The organism is Pseudomonas sp. 008 (assembly GCF_016861935.1).
GTDB lineage: Bacteria > Pseudomonadota > Gammaproteobacteria > Pseudomonadales > Pseudomonadaceae > Aquipseudomonas.
Map to the genome: position 1 here is coordinate 127,710 of NZ_BOMA01000017.1, position 17,199 is coordinate 144,908.

General features: G+C 60.3%; 15 protein-coding genes. 6 read left to right on the forward strand and 9 right to left on the reverse strand.

Annotated features, from left to right (window positions below):
• The first annotated feature begins 161 nt into the window (after positions 1–161).
• The 5 genes from JUI81_RS28050 to JUI81_RS28070 all read left to right on the forward strand — a co-directional run bounded on the left by JUI81_RS28050 (position 162) and on the right by JUI81_RS28070 (position 3,663).
• A complete protein-coding gene (locus JUI81_RS28050; RefSeq protein ID WP_026331852.1) occupies positions 162–1,655 on the forward strand; it encodes an RNA polymerase factor sigma-54 in 1,494 nt (497 codons plus the stop codon).
• Positions 1,656–1,729: 74 nt separating this feature from the next.
• The gene (gene hpf, locus JUI81_RS28055; RefSeq protein ID WP_007941242.1) at positions 1,730–2,038 is read left to right on the forward strand and encodes a ribosome hibernation-promoting factor, HPF/YfiA family; all 309 of its coding nucleotides are present in this window, start codon (positions 1,730–1,732) and stop codon (positions 2,036–2,038) included.
• 12 nt (positions 2,039–2,050) lie between these two features.
• Positions 2,051–2,515: a PTS IIA-like nitrogen regulatory protein PtsN gene (gene ptsN / locus JUI81_RS28060; RefSeq protein ID WP_018927208.1), complete on the forward strand. Its 465-nt coding sequence runs from the start codon at positions 2,051–2,053 to the stop codon at positions 2,513–2,515.
• A 2-nt stretch (positions 2,516–2,517) separates the two neighbouring features.
• On the forward strand, positions 2,518–3,375 hold the full coding sequence (rapZ, locus tag JUI81_RS28065; protein ID WP_018927209.1) for an RNase adapter RapZ: 858 nt from the start codon (positions 2,518–2,520) through the stop codon (positions 3,373–3,375).
• Between the two features lie 15 nt (positions 3,376–3,390).
• On the forward strand, positions 3,391–3,663 hold the full coding sequence (locus JUI81_RS28070; protein WP_018927210.1) for an HPr family phosphocarrier protein: 273 nt from the start codon (positions 3,391–3,393) through the stop codon (positions 3,661–3,663).
• 127 nt (positions 3,664–3,790) lie between these two features.
• Here the strand turns inward: JUI81_RS28070 and pmbA are convergent, their stop codons facing one another.
• Positions 3,791–5,137 carry a metalloprotease PmbA gene (gene pmbA, locus JUI81_RS28075; protein ID WP_019581170.1) on the reverse strand — a complete coding sequence of 449 codons (1,347 nt, stop codon included), beginning with the start codon at positions 5,135–5,137 and terminating at the stop codon, positions 3,791–3,793.
• Between the two features lie 108 nt (positions 5,138–5,245).
• On the opposite strand from pmbA, the gene yjgA reads away from it, so the two are divergent.
• A complete protein-coding gene (yjgA, locus tag JUI81_RS28080; protein ID WP_007941230.1) occupies positions 5,246–5,770 on the forward strand; it encodes a ribosome biogenesis factor YjgA in 525 nt (174 codons plus the stop codon).
• 60 nt (positions 5,771–5,830) lie between these two features.
• Here the strand turns inward: yjgA and tldD are convergent, their stop codons facing one another.
• The 8 genes from tldD to mreB form a co-directional block, all read right to left on the reverse strand.
• Positions 5,831–7,273 carry a metalloprotease TldD gene (gene tldD / locus JUI81_RS28085; protein ID WP_018927212.1) on the reverse strand — a complete coding sequence of 481 codons (1,443 nt, stop codon included), beginning with the start codon at positions 7,271–7,273 and terminating at the stop codon, positions 5,831–5,833.
• A gap of 12 nt (positions 7,274–7,285) precedes the next feature.
• A complete protein-coding gene (locus JUI81_RS28090; RefSeq protein ID WP_026345655.1) occupies positions 7,286–8,140 on the reverse strand; it encodes a carbon-nitrogen hydrolase family protein in 855 nt (284 codons plus the stop codon).
• Between the two features lie 106 nt (positions 8,141–8,246).
• On the reverse strand, positions 8,247–12,050 hold the full coding sequence (locus JUI81_RS28095) for a YhdP family protein (RefSeq protein WP_204125460.1): 3,804 nt from the start codon (positions 12,048–12,050) through the stop codon (positions 8,247–8,249).
• 75 nt (positions 12,051–12,125) lie between these two features.
• On the reverse strand, positions 12,126–13,583 hold the full coding sequence (rng, locus tag JUI81_RS28100; protein ID WP_007941226.1) for a ribonuclease G: 1,458 nt from the start codon (positions 13,581–13,583) through the stop codon (positions 12,126–12,128).
• A 57-nt stretch (positions 13,584–13,640) separates the two neighbouring features.
• Positions 13,641–14,237 (reverse strand): nucleoside triphosphate pyrophosphatase, encoded by a 597-nt coding sequence (locus JUI81_RS28105; RefSeq protein ID WP_019581173.1) that lies wholly within the window; start codon positions 14,235–14,237, stop codon positions 13,641–13,643.
• Positions 14,238–14,328: 91 nt separating this feature from the next.
• Entirely contained in the window at positions 14,329–14,820 is a 492-nt protein-coding gene (gene mreD, locus JUI81_RS28110) for a rod shape-determining protein MreD (protein ID WP_018927216.1), read from the reverse strand.
• Entirely contained in the window at positions 14,820–15,947 is a 1,128-nt protein-coding gene (gene mreC / locus JUI81_RS28115) for a rod shape-determining protein MreC (protein ID WP_081626525.1), read from the reverse strand. Before mreC ends, mreD begins: the two co-directional genes overlap by 1 nt.
• 143 nt (positions 15,948–16,090) lie before the next feature.
• Positions 16,091–17,128 (reverse strand): rod shape-determining protein MreB, encoded by a 1,038-nt coding sequence (gene mreB, locus JUI81_RS28120; RefSeq protein ID WP_002555108.1) that lies wholly within the window; start codon positions 17,126–17,128, stop codon positions 16,091–16,093.
• Between the last annotated feature and the right edge of the window lie 71 nt (positions 17,129–17,199).

Sequence of the window (17,199 nt, forward strand, 5' to 3'; positions counted from 1 at the left end):
CCTCGGCGCTCATCTCAATAAAAAATCAATAGTTTTTTATTGTTACAGCGCTCTAGGCAAACACTTCAGTTTCAGGCATATAATTTGCTTATGTTTGGCGCTTCGGCGCCCTGTAGTGGATGGCGCATGTGCGCCGGCGAATAAGGTGTTAAGCCCCTGCCATGAAACCATCGCTAGTCTTGAGAATGGGCCAGCAGCTGACGATGACACCGCAGCTGCAACAGGCCATCCGCCTGCTCCAATTGTCGACCCTGGACCTGCAACAGGAAATCCAGGAGGCCCTGGAGTCCAATCCGATGCTCGAACGCCAGGAAGAAGGCGACGACTTCGATAACGCCGACCCCTTGGCCGACAAAGCCGAACAGCAACCCAACGCCGACATTCAGGAACCCTCCTACCAGGAAACCGCCCCGACGGTGGATAACCTTGAGGAAGGCGACTGGAACGAGCGCATTCCCAACGAATTGCCTGTCGATACCGCCTGGGAAGACGTCTACCAGACCAGCGCCAGCAGCCTGCCGAGCAACGATGACGACGAGTGGGATTTCACCACCCGTACTTCGGCTGGTGAAAGCCTGCAAAGCCATTTGCTCTGGCAACTGAACCTGGCACCGATGTCCGACACCGATCGCCTGATCGCCGTGACCCTGATCGACTGCATCAACAATCAGGGCTATCTGGACGAAACCCTCGAGGAAATCCTCGAGGCCTTCGATCCGGAACTGGACATCGAACTGGACGAAATCGAAGCCGTCCTGCACCGCATCCAGCAATTCGAGCCCGCCGGTATCGGCGCGCGCAACCTCGGTGAATGCCTGCTGCTGCAACTGCGTCAACTGCCCGCCAAGACCCCTTGGCTGACCGAGGCCAAGCGCCTGGTCACCGATTACATCGACCTGCTCGGCAGCCGCGACTACAGCCAGCTGATGCGCCGCATGAAGCTCAAGGAAGATGAACTGCGCCAGGTGATCGAACTGGTCCAGAGCCTCAACCCGCGCCCAGGTTCGCAAATCGAGTCCACCGAAGCCGAATACGTCGTTCCTGACGTGATCGTGCGCAAGGACAACGAGCGCTGGCTGGTGGAGCTGAACCAGGAGTCGGTGCCACGCCTGCGGGTCAACGCCCAATATGCCGGCTTCGTACGCCGCGCCGATACCAGCGCTGACAACACCTTCATGCGAAATCAGCTGCAGGAGGCTCGCTGGTTCATCAAGAGCCTGCAAAGCCGCAACGAAACGCTGATGAAAGTGGCCACCCAGATCGTCGAGCATCAACGCGGCTTCCTGGAGTACGGCGACGAGGCCATGAAACCGTTGGTGCTGCATGACATCGCCGAAGCGGTGGGCATGCACGAATCGACGATTTCACGGGTGACCACGCAAAAATTCATGCATACCCCACGGGGCATCTATGAACTGAAATACTTTTTTTCCAGCCACGTCAGCACCTCCGAAGGCGGTGAATGCTCGTCCACGGCGATCCGCGCGATCATCAAAAAACTGGTTGCCGCGGAAAATCAGAAAAAGCCGTTGAGTGACAGCAAGATCGCTGGTTTACTGGAGGCACAAGGCATTCAGGTGGCTCGCCGCACCGTCGCCAAGTACCGCGAATCCCTAGGAATCGCGCCTTCGAGCGAACGAAAGCGGTTGATGTAGAGCCACGCCACAGCGTTCCAGTGGTAGATCATCGGATCTACCGCTTTATGCACTGGCAACGAAGGAGAAGCTGTATGCAAGTCAACATCAGTGGACACCAACTGGAAGTGACCGAACCTCTTCGCACCTACATCGGCGAAAAACTCGAACGATTAGAGAGGCATTTCGACAAGATCACCAACGTGCAGGTCACGATGACGGTCGAGAAGCTCAAGCAGAAAATCGAAGCCACGCTGCATATTCCCGGCAATGAGGTGGTCGCTAACGCGGAACATACCGATATGTACGCAGCGATCGACGCACTGACCGACAAGCTGGATAAACAACTCAAAAAGCATAAGGAAAAGACCCAGAGCCTCCTCCAGGGCGCGACCGGTCGTTAACACTCCCAACCCATGATCCGACTTGAAAGCATCCTGACCCCCGGCCGTTCCCTGGTGAACGTGCCGGGCGGCAGTAAAAAGAAAGCCCTCGAGCAAATTGCCAACCTCATCCATCGCGAAGTGCCGGATCTGGCCATGCAGGATGTCTTCGAGAGTCTGGTCGCCCGTGAAAAACTCGGTTCCACCGGATTTGGCAACGGTATCGCCATCCCCCACTGCCGTCTCAAGGGCTGCGGATCGCCCATCAGTGCCTTGATGCACCTGGATGCACCCATCGATTTCGACGCCATCGACGGTGCCCCGGTTGACCTGCTGTTTGTACTCCTGGTCCCGGAAGCCGCCACCGATGCGCACCTGGAGCTGCTGCGCCAGATCGCCAGCATGCTTGATCGCAAGGAAGTGCGTGAAAAACTGCGCAGCGCCCCGAGCAACGAAGCCTTGTATCAGGTTGTCCTGGACGAGCAAAACGGTCACTAATCATGCGCCTGATCATCGTCAGCGGCCGCTCCGGCTCAGGTAAAAGCACTGCCCTCGATGTTCTCGAGGACAACGGTTACTACTGCATCGACAACCTGCCTGCCGGCCTGCTGCCGGAACTGGCCGAACGTGCGCTGATTCATACCGAACTGGCACAACCGCTGGTGGCCGTGTCCATCGATGCACGCAACTTGCCGAGCCACCTGTCACGGTTTCCCGAATTGCTGGAAGAAGTCCGCAGCCGGCATATCCAGTGCGATGTGCTGTATCTGGACGCCGATGAAGAGACCCTGCTCAAACGTTTTTCGGAAACCCGCCGTCGTCACCCGCTGAGCAGCGCCAATCGCTCGCTGGCGGAAGCGATAGAGGACGAAACCAATCTGCTGGGGCCGATCGCCGATCTGGCCGACCTCAAGGTCAACACCACCAATCTGAACCTGTATCAGCTGCGCGACACCATCAAGCTGCGCCTGCTGAATCAGCCGGAGCCCGGCACTGCGTTTCTGGTGGAGTCTTTCGGGTTCAAGCGTGGCATGCCGGTGGACGCCGATCTGGTGTTCGACGTGCGCTGCCTGCCTAACCCTTACTGGAAACCGGAGCTGCGGGCACAGTCCGGGCTCGATCAACCGGTGGCCGACTACCTGGCGGCGCAGCCGGATGTCGAAGAGATGTTCCAGGACATTTCCTCCTACCTGCTCAAGTGGCTGCCCCGCTTTGCCGCCAGCAACCGCGCCTATGTCACTATTGCCATTGGCTGCACCGGCGGGCATCACCGCTCTGTCTACCTGACCGAACGTCTGGGCCAGGTCCTGCAACAATCCCTGAAGAACGTCCAGGTTCGCCACCGCGACCTCAGCTAAAGGATTCACATCGCGATGCCTGCTCTGGAAATCGAAATCATCAACAAGCTGGGCCTGCATGCCCGCGCGTCTGCAAAATTCGTTGGCGTCGCCGGGCAGTTCCCTTGCCAGATCAGGGCTGGCCGTACACCGGAAACGATGGTCGATGGCAAAAGCATCATGGCCATGATGATGCTCGCGGCCGGCAAGGGCACCAAAATCCACCTGAAAACCGAAGGTGAACAAGAGCAGGAAGCTATGGATGCACTGGTGGCGCTGATCAACAACTTCTTCGACGAAGGCGAATAAAGATCAATGAATTACGGCTTTCGATTGCGCCCACAGATGCGTAGGCGCTGACGAAGCTGCGATATTTTGATCCAAAAAAAAGCGCCACCCGATCGGGTGGCGCATTTTTTTGTGCAGCAACCGCAGCTTAACTACCCGCCACCGTCATCCGCTCGATCAACACCGAACCTGTGCGAATGTTGCTGCGCAATTCCAGGTCATTACCGACCGCAATGATCTGCTTGAACATGTCGCGCATGTTGCCGGCAATAGTCACTTCCTGGACCGCGAACTGGATTTCGCCGTTCTCGACCCAGAAACCCGCTGCGCCACGGGAGTAATCGCCAGTGACCATGTTCAGGCCCTGCCCCATCAATTCAGTGACCAGTAGGCCACGACCCATGCGGCGCAACAGGGCCGCCTGATCTTCGTCGCCATGGGTGACGAACAGGTTGTGCACGCCGCCGGCATTCGCGGTGCTCGGCATACCCAGCTTGCGGCCGGAATAGGTGCCCAGCACGTAGGACACCAGCTCGCCGTTTTCCACGAACGGCTTGGCGTAGGTCGCCAGGCCATCGCCGTCGAAGGCAGAGCTGCCCAAAGCGCGCATCAAGTGCGGACGCTCATCGATGGTCAGCCATTCCGGGAACAGTTTCTGCCCCAGCGTGCCTTCGAGGAACGAAGACTTGCGATATAGACTGCCGCCGGAAATCGCCGAGAGGAAACTGCCGAACAAACCGCCGGCCAGTTCCGCAGAAAACAGCACCGGCACTTCGCAGGTCGGTACCGGGCGTGCGCCCAAGCGGCTCGCCGCCCGTTGCGCGGCACGCTGGCCGATGCTCTCCGGGCTGGCCAACAAATTGCCCTGCCGGTTCACGTCGTACCAGTAATCACGCTGCATCTGGCCATCGGCCTCGGCGATCATCACGCAGCTGAGGCTGTGACGGGTCGAGGCGTAACCGCCGATAAAACCGTGGCTGTTGCCGTACACACGGCAACCCTGATGAGTGCTGAGGGTGGTGCCGTCGGCGTTCTTGATCCGACTGTCGGCGGCAAACGCCGCCGCTTCACAAGCAAGGGCCTGCTCGATGGCTCGCTCCGGCGTGATACTCCATTGATGGAACAGGTCGAAATCCTGCAGCTCCTTGGCCATCAGCGCGGCATCCGCCAAGCCTGCGGCTTCGTCTTCAGACGTGTGCTTGGCAATCGCCAGTGCAGCAGCGACGGTTTCGCGAATCGCTTCCGAACCGCTGGCCGAGGTGCTGGCCGAGCCTTTGCGCTGCCCTACATACAAGGTGATGCCAAAGCCCTGGTCTCGGTTGAACTCAACGGTTTCGACTTCCCGCTGACGCACCGTGGTCGACAGGCCCTGCTCCAGCGACACAGCCACTTCACAGGCACTGGCGCCCTGGCGCTTGGCTTCAGCAATGATCTGCTCGACTTGCTCTTGCAGTGCCGGCAACGCTTGTGGGCCGACGCTTTCAACTGCACTCATGCTGTTCTCCACTCAAATTCTGCTTTCGGTAACGGTCATCGAGCGACCGGGCCGGACAAGCGGCCCCCGACTGGTTATCATGGCGGCGTTTCTTTGCGGACGGCCACCATGGTTGATTCTTACGACGACTCCCTCGATACGGGAGAAAAAAGCAAATCCCAGGTCAAACGCGAGCTGCATGCTCTGGTTGACCTCGGCGAGCGCCTTACAACACTCAAGCCTGACCTGCTGGCAAAACTGCCGTTGACCGACGCTTTGCGCCGGGCTCTGGCCGATGCGCCCAAGCACACCGCGAACATCGCGCGTAAACGGCACCTTCAGTTCATCGGCAAGCTGATGCGCGATCAGGACACTGGCGCCATTCTCACTCTGCTCGATCAACTCGATGCCTCCACCCGGCAGTACAACGAACGTTTCCACGGCCTGGAACGCTGGCGCGATCGCTTGATCGCAGGCGACGACGCCGTCCTGGAGAAGTTCGTCGTCGATTACCCGGAGGCCGATCGTCAACAATTGCGCTCCCTGATCCGTCAGGCCCAGCACGAACTGGCGACCAACAAGCCACCGGCTTCGAGCCGTAAAATCTTCAAGTACATCCGTGAGCTGGACGAGACTCAACGCGGTTTGCGTTAAGTCCCGAATCGGGTGAGTTGCCTCGCAACTCACCCGAAGCTTCACTTTTTCAAGAGCCCCTTACGATCCTGTGCCACCCACGGTGATCGCATCGATTTTCAGCGTTGGCTGGCCGACACCCACCGGCACCGACTGCCCATCCTTGCCACACGTTCCCACACCGCTGTCCAGCGCCAGATCGTTACCGACCATCGACACCCGGCTCATGGCTTCCGGCCCGTTGCCGATCAACGTCGCGCCTTTGACCGGAGCGGTAATCTTGCCGTCTTCGATCAGGTACGCCTCGCTGGTGGAGAACACAAACTTGCCACTGGTGATGTCCACCTGACCGCCGCCCAGGTTGGCGCAGTAGATGCCTTTTTTCACCGAGGCGATGATTTCTGCCGGGTCGCTTTCGCCACCGAGCATGTAAGTGTTGGTCATGCGCGGCATCGGCAGGTGCGCGTAGGATTCACGACGACCGTTACCGGTGCGGGCCACGCCCATCAGGCGCGCGTTGAGCTTGTCCTGCATATAACCTTTGAGCACGCCGTTTTCGATCAGCGTGGTGCACTCGGTCGGCGTGCCTTCGTCGTCGACGCTCAGCGAACCACGGCGCCCGGCGAGGGTGCCGTCATCGACGATGGTGCAAAGCTTCGATGCAACCATCTCGCCCATGCGCCCGCTGTAGGCCGAACTGCCCTTGCGGTTGAAATCGCCTTCCAGACCATGACCGACGGCTTCGTGCAGCAACACACCGGACCAACCCGACCCCAACACCACCGGCAACGTACCGGCCGGCGCCGGGATGGCTTCCAGGTTCACCAGCGCCTGACGCAACGCTTCGCGGGCATAGCCCATGGCGCGGTCTTCGCTGAGGAAATAGCGGTAATCGGTACGACCGCCACCGCCATGTCCGCCGCGCTCACGGCGACCGTTCTGCTCGACGATCACACTGACGTTGAAACGCACCAGCGGCCGCACATCCGCCGCCAGGCCGCCGTCGGTGGAGGCGATCAGAATTCGCTCCCAGACCCCGGCCATGCTCACGGTGACTTGCTGGATACGCGGGTCGAGGGCGCGGGTCGCCACATCGATGCGCTTGAGCAGCTCGACTTTCTCGGCGCGGGTCATTACTTCCAGCGGGTTGTCCGGCCCGTACAACTGAGCGACATCCTGGGTGGTGAACGCCTGCACGGTGCCATTCTGCCCGGCCCGGGAGATCGAACGGGCCGCACGGGCCGCCGCGCCCAGCGCTTCGAGGGTGATCGCATTGCTGTAGGCGAAACCGGTTTTTTCTCCCGATTGCGCACGCACGCCGACACCCTGGTCGAGGTTGAAGCTGCCTTCCTTGACGATCCCGTCTTCCAGCGCCCAAGACTCGGAAATCTGCCCTTGGAAATACAGGTCGGCGGCATCGATGCCCGGGCCGGCGAGATCGCCGAGCACACCTTGCAGGCTCTCGATCGTTACGCCGCCGGGCGCCAGGAGGTGTTCACTGACAGAGGACAACAACTCGCTCATATGCTTTACGCCTTAAATTCGTCGTTCTGATGCAGGTCGCTGGGCGCCCTGCGAGAAAAAGCGCCGGTGAGTGGACACCGGCATCCGCGCCCTGATGGACGCCTGTTCGCTGCTGTCGCGTTCGGCCAGCAGCACGGCCTCGCCCTGATCCTGTTGTGCCAGCACACGCCCCCATGGATCGATTATCGCGGCATGACCAAAGGTTTCTCTCGGTCCCGGATGAGTGCCACCCTGGGCGGCCGCGAGCACGTAACATTGAGTCTCGATGGCCCGCGCGCGAATCAGCACGTCCCAATGGGCCGCGCCGGTCACCGCGGTAAAGGCCGACGGGGCGGTAATCAATTCCGCGCCGGCGGCACGCAATTCGCTGTACAGCTCCGGGAAGCGCAAGTCGTAACACACCGTCAGGCCGACTCGACCGACCGGCGTATCGGCAACCACCACGCCACTGCCATAAGCATAGTCATCGGATTCGCGATAACGCCCGCGATTGTCCGCCACGTCCACGTCGAACAGGTGCAGCTTGTCGTACCGCGCCACGGTCTCGCCCTGATCATCGACCAGCAACGAGCATGCATGCGCTTTGGCTGTCGGTTGATCCGCCGGCGGCAACGGCAACGTGCCAGCCACTATCCATAACTTGAGGTCGCGGGCGGTCTGTTTCAACCACGGCAGGATCGGGCCTTCGCCCAGCGCTTCGGCGCGGCCAATGTCGGCAATGTCGCGACGGCCCATTGCAGCGAAGTTTTCCGGCAGCACGGCAAGCCGCGCGCCACCGGACGCCGCTTGCTCAAGCAGACGACGGGCCTGGGCCAGATTGGCCAGCACGTCGCTCTGGCTGACCATTTGAATAACTGCTACAGACATGGCCATTTCCTTATCTGGAATCAACACATACCTGTAGGAGCCGCCTGCGGCAGCTCCTACAGGGGACTTACGGCCATGCTACTCCATAGGCTTGGAAAGTGGCTTTTCAAAAAGGCTTGTCGAAGGTGATTTTCGGCTCTTTCCACGGCCCCTTGACCGTGTATCTGACGCTGGCAAAGCGCGCCACGCGGTCACCGATCAGTTTATCGATCAGGAACAGTGCCCCGCCGACGGCCGGAGCACCGACGATCAGCGCGGCAATTGGCAGATTGTTGGTCACCGGCAAAGTCACCAGCAACTTGGCATCGACCTGATCAGCCACCAGGTCCAGAGTGCCGTTGAGCTCCAGATTGCTCGACGGGCCGGTCAGCCGGATCGGCTCACGGGTCACGTAGACCCCGTTACTCGCGACCAGCAAACCTTTGACCCGGTCATAGCTCAAGCCTTTGCCGAACAGGTCGGAAAAGTCCAGGCGCAAGCGGCGGCCAATGGAGTTGAAGTTGAGCAGGCCAAATACCCGTAGAGCCTGGGCGCTGCCCTCGACTTCAACAAACTGACCTTTATTGAGCGACGCATCAAGGCTGCCGGAGAAGCGCTTGGTGGCCAGCCACGCCGGTGAGCCAGGCCAGCGACCGTCGACATCCATGTGAAACTCTTCGCTGGTGACGCTCGGCGCAAAGCCCCAGCCCTTGAGCACGTCGGCGAGGTTCTTGCCACTGACCCGGCCCTTGTACCAACTGCTGGAATTGCCAGGTGTGCCTTCCCAACCGCCGTTGCCCTGCAGGAAGATGCCCTTGAGGCCCATATCCAGGGAGTTGAGGGCAATGCCCTTGCCGGTCGGGCGAACTTTCAATAGCCAGGCGCCCACCAAGTCCTGCCCCTGGAACAGTTGATTGATGGTGATATCCAGCGCCGGGATTTTCGTCGGGTCCACAGTGGCCAGCGGATCCGGCGAATTCTCGTCGGCCAGCACCGTCGGGTCTGGGGCCGGCAAACGTACGTATTGCAGATTGATCGCAATCGGTGTGGCTTTGGCATCGGGAATACCGACGGTGCCCTTGGCCTGCTGACTGTCGAGTTGCAGCGCCCAGGCGGCCGGCTTGCGCGTCAACTGCACCGACGCCTGATCAAGGGTGGTGCCGAAACCGCTGAGCTTGCCAACCTTGAAATCCGCGCCGCTGAGCAATTGCTTGGCGCTGCCGCCTGGATCCTGGCCAGCATACTTGCTGACAAGATCCTGCCAGGGAGACACATCCAGCTCGGACAGTACACCGCGCAAGCGCAGGCCTTTGTTGCCGGGCAGCACAGCATCACCACCGCCGAGAAACAATTCACCGCGACCGTCGACGAAATTGCCGGTCGGAGCCGCAAACGTGAAGTTCGCCAGCTCACCGTAGTTGACCCAGTAACGCCGCTCCGGTCCTTGCAGGGTCATGCGGAACACGGTGTCGCGGCCGACATCCGCCGCCATGCCGAACGGCGCCGGCAAATCCACCGCCACGCCTTTGAGATTGGAGCTGACGATCAATTGGCTGTCGGCGCCATCAAGGTTCAGTTGCAGCTGATAAGGGACTACACCAGACACCGGCAGCGGCTGAGTGACGTTCAGCCACTCGGTGAGTTTCTTGACTTCGACTTGACCCGCCGCGGTGACCCGAGTGTTGAGCTTGCCCGCACTGCCATCGGCAAAAATCTGCGCGGTCACGGGTTTGTCGAACGCTCGCGCGGTGATCTTCTGCCCACTCAAACCCTTGGCGCTGTCGAAGCGGAAGTCGCCCTTGAGTTGTGTCAGTTCCAGGATGGGCTCGCGAAGTTTCAAGCGAGCCTTGTCGGTCTTGAAGTCGACGAGGATTTTCGGTTGCTCACCTTTGACCAGCGGGATATCCAGGTTGAGCTTGCCTTGCAGATCGCCCTCGCCCTCCCAGCCGGCGAACGTGTCGGCGGTGCCGATGGGTGCTTCCTGCAGAATCTTCAGGCCATCGCCCAACCCGCCAGCGAACCCGCCATCGAGGAACAGGTGGGGACTCTGTCCGGCAGGCACATGGGGAATATTGACGTAGACGTCGTTGACCTGGGTGTCGAGCAATTGGCCCTTGTCCGCGAGAATCCGCACGCCGCTGTCTTCGATGAACACATCGCCGCTGACCTTGCTGACATGCGGCCAACCCGGTTGAAACGCGAGCTCGGCATCGTGAACCTTGAAAAACAGGCTGATGCTGCGAGCCGTTTCCGGGGCGCCATGGTTCAGCGATCCCTGGTACTGGAAGAAACCTTCATCCACCGCGCCTTTGAGAATCGCCGTACGCAGCCATTCGTCCAGCGCCGGGCTCAACACGGCCGGCAGGTACTTGGCGGTGTAGCGACCGTCGCCCTCGACCAGGCCGACCCGCAGGTCCATGTAGTCTTCCTGGGTGTGATCGAAATGCAGGCGAATCAGGAAGTCGCCGGCAATCTTGCCCTCTTCGCCCAGCACCTTCAGGTACGGCGCGATCAGGGTGAAACCTTCTTTATCGAGCTTCCAGGTCAACCGCGCATTGGCCTGAATGTACTGCCATGGCTTGGCGAAAATCGGGTCGAGGTGCAGGGAGAAATCCTTGCTGTCCATGCGCAACTCGCCCTGCCCGAGATCGCCGCTGATGCTGCCACTGACGTTTCGCGCCGCCGGTGCGCCGTGATAGGCGTCGAAGCCGACCCGCTCCAGATTGGCGGCAAAGCTGAATTTGCTGTCATCGGTAGCCGCGGGGCGCAAGTTGATCAGCACGTTGCGCAATACCCCGGTGACCTTGAGCCGCTCGACGGCCGTAGCGACACCTTCCGGAAGCGGCCCCAACGCGTTCAGCAACGGGGTGAGCGGCGTGAGGTCGATGCGGTCGGCTTGCAGATGCAAGAGCTCCGGCGTTGTGTCGGTCGCCGCCGTTTGTTGAAATTGCAGTTTCGATTCCCAGCGGGTTTCACCCAGGCTCATCGCCAGAGAATCCAGGGTGACCTGGACGCCTGTGGAGCTGCGCTGGAAATAGCCGTTAAGCGCCAGATTGTTGATCTGGATCGGCTTGCGCTCGGCGTAGGCGCCCTTGAGTTGCGGTGCGTTCAAACGGATCGCGGCGCTTTGCAGGGCGCCCTCGCTCCAGTTCACCCAAAGCTCGCCACCGGCCTTTATCTCGGAGAAATTCCATTGTTGGGTCAGGCGCTCGGGCAACCATTTCGACCAATCGCTTTGCGGCAGGCTCAAGTAAGCCTCAACCTCGCCGTCCTGCCACTGGCTGGCGCGGATACGGGTGCGAAGGCTCATCGCAACCGGCTGGCCGTCGGGCAGGGTCAAACGGGCGTCGATGCGCTGACGCGAGACACCGGTTCTCAGATTGAGGCCAACGTAGGTCAGAGTCAGTGGCGGCTGATCCAGTGGCTGCAAGGTCACCTGGCTGTCGAGCACCGACAATTGCTGGACCATCTGCATACGATTGAACAACTGCTCCGGGTCCAGCGGCTGATCCTGCCGCACCGGCAATCCTTCCAGCGCCCAATGACCGTCCTCGCCTTCCTTGAGGCTGATCTTCAGGCCGTTGAGCTCCAGATGCGCGACGCGTATTTCGCGCGCCAGCAGGCTGGCCCAGATATCCGGCACCGCGCGCACCTGGTCCAGGCGCAAGGCATTGGAGCCTTCGCCAACCATCACGTCATGAGCCAGCAGAACCGGGGCGAAGCCGCTCCAGTTGCCCTCCAGTTCGCCGATGTGCAGCGGCATGCCCAAGGCGGCGCTGGCTTTGGTTTCGACATCGGCACGGTATTCGGCCACCAGCGGTGTCAGCTCCCGGCCGAGACTGACAAAGAGCGCCATCAACACCAAAACCAACGCGCACAGGCCCAGACCCCAGCGGGTCAGTGCTGCCAATATGCGTGTCAGACGGTCCATGTCAGTTGGCTCCCATGGCAAAAATACTGCAAAAAGCTGAGGCCAGCCGTTCTAGTGGATTTGAAATACAACGCTTCAGAGCAGCACCACGTCGTATTGTTCCTGGGAATACATGGTTTCTACCTGAAACCGAATGGTGCGCCCGATAAACCCTTCGAGCTCGGCGACGTTGCCTGACTCTTCATCGAGCAAGCGGTCGACCACTTTCTGGTTCGCCAGCACGCGATAGCCTTCGGCCTGATAGGCACGGGCCTCACGCAGAATTTCGCGGAAGATCTCGTAGCAGACGGTTTCCGGGGTCTTGAGCTTGCCGCGACCCTGGCAGCTGCTGCACGGCTCGCACAGCACTTGTTCGAGACTTTCGCGAGTGCGCTTGCGGGTCATCTGCACCAGGCCCAACTCGGTGATACCGATGATGTTGGTCTTGGCGTGATCGCGCTCCAGTTGCTTCTCGAGGGTGCGCAGTACCTGACGCTGATGCTCTTCATCTTCCATGTCGATGAAGTCGATGATGATGATCCCGCCCAGGTTGCGCAGACGCAGTTGACGGGCAATGGCGGTGGCGGCTTCGAGGTTGGTCTTGAAGATGGTTTCTTCGAGATTGCGATGACCGACGAAGGCTCCGGTGTTGACGTCGATGGTGCTCATGGCTTCCGCCGGGTCGACCACCAGATAGCCGCCGGACTTGAGCGGCACTTTGCGCTCCAGGGCTTTCTGGATTTCGTCTTCTACGCCATACAGGTCGAAAATCGGCCGTTCGCCCGGATAATGCTCCAGACGGTCAGCGATTTCCGGCATCAGTTCGGCGACGAACTGTGTGGTTTTCTGGAAGGTTTCCCGGGAGTCGATGCGGATCTTTTCGATCTTCGGGCTCACCAGGTCGCGCAAGGTGCGCAACGCCAGGCCGAGGTCTTCGTAGATCACACTCGGCGCGCTGATGGTTTTGATCTGGGCGTTGATCTGGTCCCAAAGCCTGCGCAGGTAGCGGATATCCATGAGGATTTCATCGGCTCCGGCCCCTTCGGCAGCGGTACGCAGAATGAACCCCCCGGCTTCCTTGATACCCTCTTTCTCCACGCAGTCGGTGACCACTTGCTTGAGGCGTTCGCGCTCGGCTTCGTCTTCGATCTTCAGGGAAATACCGACGTGGGCAGTGCGCGGCATGTACACCAGATAGCGCGACGGGATCGACAGTTGCGTGGTCAGGCGTGCGCCTTTGGAGCCGATCGGGTCCTTGGTGACTTGCACCACCAGGCTTTGGCCTTCGTGAACCAGCGAGCTGATGCTCTCCACCGCAGGGCCTTCGCGCAGGGAAATTTCCGAGGCGTGAATGAATGCGGCGCGGTCCAGCCCGATATCGACGAAGGCGGCCTGCATGCCCGGCAATACCCGCACGACCTTGCCTTTGTAGATGTTGCCGACGATCCCGCGCTTTTGCGTGCGTTCGACATGGACCTCTTGCAGAACACCGTTTTCGACCACCGCCACGCGTGATTCCATCGGCGTGATGTTGATCAGGATCTCTTCACTCATGGCAGGGTCTCGTTCAGGCATGTTCACGATAATGGCCGCATCTTGTCAGTACGACGCTCAGTGCGCGTTAAGGGTTTGCCAACAGGGTATGCCGAAATGGCCGAGTAGTTCTGCGGTTTCGCACAGCGGCAAACCGACCACCGCCGAGTAGCTGCCATTGAGCCCGGCGACGAACACCGCCCCCAGCCCTTGAATCCCGTAGCCGCCCGCCTTGTCCCGGGGTTCGCCGCTGGCCCAATAGGCCGCTGCTTCATCGCGGCCGATGGTGCGAAAACGCACCAGACTGCGCACCACCAGAGACTCGCAACGTTCACCATCGTGCACCGCAATCGCCGTCAGCACTTCATGCTCACACCCGGACAACAGCATAAGCATGGCGCACGCTTCGGCTTCATCCACCGGTTTGCCGAGAATTTTCCCGTCCAGCACCACGGCAGTGTCGGCGCCCAGCACGCAGAAATCCGCGTCGGACACGATCGCCCCGCGCCCGACCTCAGCCTTGCCGCGCGCCAGACGCTCGACATAGGCCGATGGGGACTCTTCAGGGAAAGGGGTTTCGTCGATGTCCGCGCTGATGGCGGTGAACGGCACGCCGATCTGCGTGAGCAGTTCACGCCGACGCGGCGAGCCTGAGGCGAGGTACAGCTGTTTCATCAAGACATCTCCCTGTCTAGTGCCCTGTCTCACGAATACTGTTCCTTTTTGGCGAGACAGGGCACCGGGTGCGAGCACATGCCTGACCGAATTAATTGATTTTGTAGCGTCGACGCAAACCGCGCAAACCGAAGCTGATCCAAGGCCAGAGCAACGCACTGACCAGTGCCGGCAACACCAGCGCCAGGGTCGGCTGACGATTACCGGTCAGGGCGCTCAGCCACAACTGAACCAGTTGGGCGAGGCCGAAGATCACCAGGATCACCAGGCTCTGTTGCCACATCGGGAACATGCGCAGGCGCTGTTGCAGCGACAGCACCAGGAACGTAATGAGCGTGAGGATCAACGCGTTCTGGCCCAGCAACGTGCCATACAGCACGTCTTCGGCCAACCCCAGGCACCAGGCGGTGACCATGCCGACTTTATGCGGCAGGGCCAACGCCCAGAAGGCCAACAGCAAGGCCAGCCACAAAGGACGCAGGATTTCCATGAATTGCGGCAGCGGTGAAACGCTGAGCAACATGCCGATGGCGAACGTCAGCCAGACCATCCAGCCGTTTCGGGAGGAAGTTGCACCGCCCATTATTCTGTTCCCCCAGTGGTGGCCGGCGCAGCGACAGGCGGTTTGGCAGCAGGCTTCACGGCTGCGGGTTTGGGTTTAGCGGCTGTCGCCGTCGCGGGTGGCTTGGCGGCAGCAGGATGGGACGCGGCAGGTTTGACTGGGGTCGCGGCGGCAGGTGCGGCAGGTGCGGCAGCCGGAGTTGCAGCGGCAGCCGGTACCACCGACGCGGCCGGTTTCGGCACAGTTGCAGGAATGATCGGGCCGCCACCCTGCCGGTCCAGAGCCTCTTGAGCCTGGGCGGCTTCGTTGGCGCGCTCCTCGGCTGTGCGACCATCACTGAACACCAACAGCAAATAACGACTGCGGTTCAGCGCGGCAGTCGGCACCGCACGCACGATGGCGAACGGTTGACCGGAATCGTGGATTACTTCCTTGACTGTCGCCACCGGGTAACCCGCCGGGAAACGCTGACCGAGGCCGGAGCTGACCAGCAGATCGCCTTCTTTAATGTCGGCGGTATCGGCCACATGACGCAGCTCAAGGCGTTCCGGGTTGCCGGTGCCGCTGGCAATCGCCCGCAGACCGTTACGGTTCACCTGCACCGGAATGCTGTGGGTGGTGTCGGTCAGCAACAGTACGCGAGAGGTGTACGGCATCAACTCGACCACCTGCCCCATCAGGCCACGGGCATCGAGCACCGGCTGACCGAGGATCACACCGTCGCGCTCACCTTTATTGATGATGATGCGATGGGTAAAGGGGTTGGGGTCCATGCCGATCAACTCGGCTACTTCGACCTTCTCGTTGACCAGCGCGGAAGAGTTGAGCAACTCGCGCAGCCGAACGTTCTGCTCGGTGAGGGCGGCAAGCTTTTGCATGCGACCCTGCAACAGCAGGTTTTCGGTTTTGAGTTTTTCGTTTTCGGCGACCAGCTCGGTCCGGCTGCCGAATTGGCTGGCCACACCTTGCCATAGCCGCTGTGGCAGGTCGGTGATCCAGTAAGACTGCATCAGCACCAGCGACATTTGGCTACGCACTGGCTTGAGCAGTGTGAAGCGGGCATCGACCACCATCAGCGCGACCGATAGCACGACCAGCACCAACAAGCGCACGCCCAGTGAGGGGCCTTTGGTGAAAAGCGGTTTAATAAGCCGCTCCTCCCAGGCAAATGTTCTCTTTATTCATACGGCATCAAACCGGCCTGGATGCAGACTGACAGAAGATAAACGCCAACAGGCAGCACTGCAAAGTGCTGCCTGCGGGCTCACCAGCATAGATGCATCGGGCGAGATCACTCGCTCGACAGCAGGTCCATGGTGTGTTTATCCATCATTTCCAATGCACGGCCACCGCCGCGAGCAACGCAGGTCAGCGGGTCTTCGGCGACGATCACCGGCAGACCGGTTTCCTGGGCCAGCAACTTGTCGAGGTCGCGCAGCAAAGCGCCACCACCGGTCAGTACCAGACCACGCTCGGCGATATCGGAAGCCAGCTCCGGAGGCGATTGCTCCAGCGCACTTTTCACTGCCTGAACGATGGTGGCCAGCGACTCTTGCAGAGCTTCCAGCACTTCGTTGGAGTTCAGGGTGAATGCGCGTGGAACGCCTTCGGCCAGGTTACGGCCACGAACGTCGACTTCACGAACTTCGCCGCCCGGGTAGGCCGTACCGATTTCCTGTTTGATGCGCTCGGCAGTGGATTCGCCGATCAGGCTGCCGTAGTTGCGACGCACGTAGGTGATGATCGCTTCGTCGAAGCGGTCGCCGCCAACCCGTACGGATTCGGCATAGACCACACCGTTAAGGGAGATCAGCGCGATTTCAGTGGTACCGCCACCGATATCGACAACCATCGAACCGCGAGCTTCTTCAACCGGCAGGCCGGCACCGATCGCAGCAGCCATTGGCTCTTCGATCAGGAACACTTCACGGGCGCCGGCACCGAGGGCCGACTCACGGATGGCACGACGCTCAACCTGGGTGGATTTGCATGGAACGCAGATCAGCACACGAGGGCTAGGCTGCAAAAAGCTGTTTTCGTGAACCTTGTTGATAAAGTACTGCAGCATTTTTTCGCAAACGCTGAAGTCGGCGATCACGCCGTCCTTCATCGGACGAATGGCTGCAATATTGCCCGGCGTACGACCGAGCATGCGCTTGGCCTCGGTGCCGACAGCAACGACACTTTTCTGGTTACCGTGTGTCCGAATAGCCACAACCGATGGCTCATTCAGGACGATACCGCGCTCGCGCACGTAAATAAGGGTGTTGGCAGTGCCCAGGTCAATGGAAAGATCGCTGGAAAACATGCCACGCAGTTTCTTGAACATGGGAAAGGGACCCTAGGCAACGCGTGGGTAAAAAAGTGCGGCAAACTCTAACAACGACAGGGATTTTGGGC

Coding starts and splice junctions, on each gene's coding strand:
- JUI81_RS28050 (WP_026331852.1), top strand. CDS start 162: ATGAAACCATCGCTAGTCTTGAGAATGGGCCAGCAGCTGACGATGACA.
- hpf (WP_007941242.1), top strand. CDS start 1,730: ATGCAAGTCAACATCAGTGGACACCAACTGGAAGTGACCGAACCTCTT.
- ptsN (WP_018927208.1), top strand. CDS start 2,051: ATGATCCGACTTGAAAGCATCCTGACCCCCGGCCGTTCCCTGGTGAAC.
- rapZ (WP_018927209.1), top strand. CDS start 2,518: ATGCGCCTGATCATCGTCAGCGGCCGCTCCGGCTCAGGTAAAAGCACT.
- JUI81_RS28070 (WP_018927210.1), top strand. CDS start 3,391: ATGCCTGCTCTGGAAATCGAAATCATCAACAAGCTGGGCCTGCATGCC.
- pmbA (WP_019581170.1), bottom strand. CDS start 5,137: ATGAGTGCAGTTGAAAGCGTCGGCCCACAAGCGTTGCCGGCACTGCAA.
- yjgA (WP_007941230.1), top strand. CDS start 5,246: ATGGTTGATTCTTACGACGACTCCCTCGATACGGGAGAAAAAAGCAAA.
- tldD (WP_018927212.1), bottom strand. CDS start 7,273: ATGAGCGAGTTGTTGTCCTCTGTCAGTGAACACCTCCTGGCGCCCGGC.
- JUI81_RS28090 (WP_026345655.1), bottom strand. CDS start 8,140: ATGTCTGTAGCAGTTATTCAAATGGTCAGCCAGAGCGACGTGCTGGCC.
- JUI81_RS28095 (WP_204125460.1), bottom strand. CDS start 12,050: ATGGACCGTCTGACACGCATATTGGCAGCACTGACCCGCTGGGGTCTG.
- rng (WP_007941226.1), bottom strand. CDS start 13,583: ATGAGTGAAGAGATCCTGATCAACATCACGCCGATGGAATCACGCGTG.
- JUI81_RS28105 (WP_019581173.1), bottom strand. CDS start 14,237: ATGAAACAGCTGTACCTCGCCTCAGGCTCGCCGCGTCGGCGTGAACTG.
- mreD (WP_018927216.1), bottom strand. CDS start 14,820: ATGGGCGGTGCAACTTCCTCCCGAAACGGCTGGATGGTCTGGCTGACG.
- mreB (WP_002555108.1), bottom strand. CDS start 17,128: ATGTTCAAGAAACTGCGTGGCATGTTTTCCAGCGATCTTTCCATTGAC.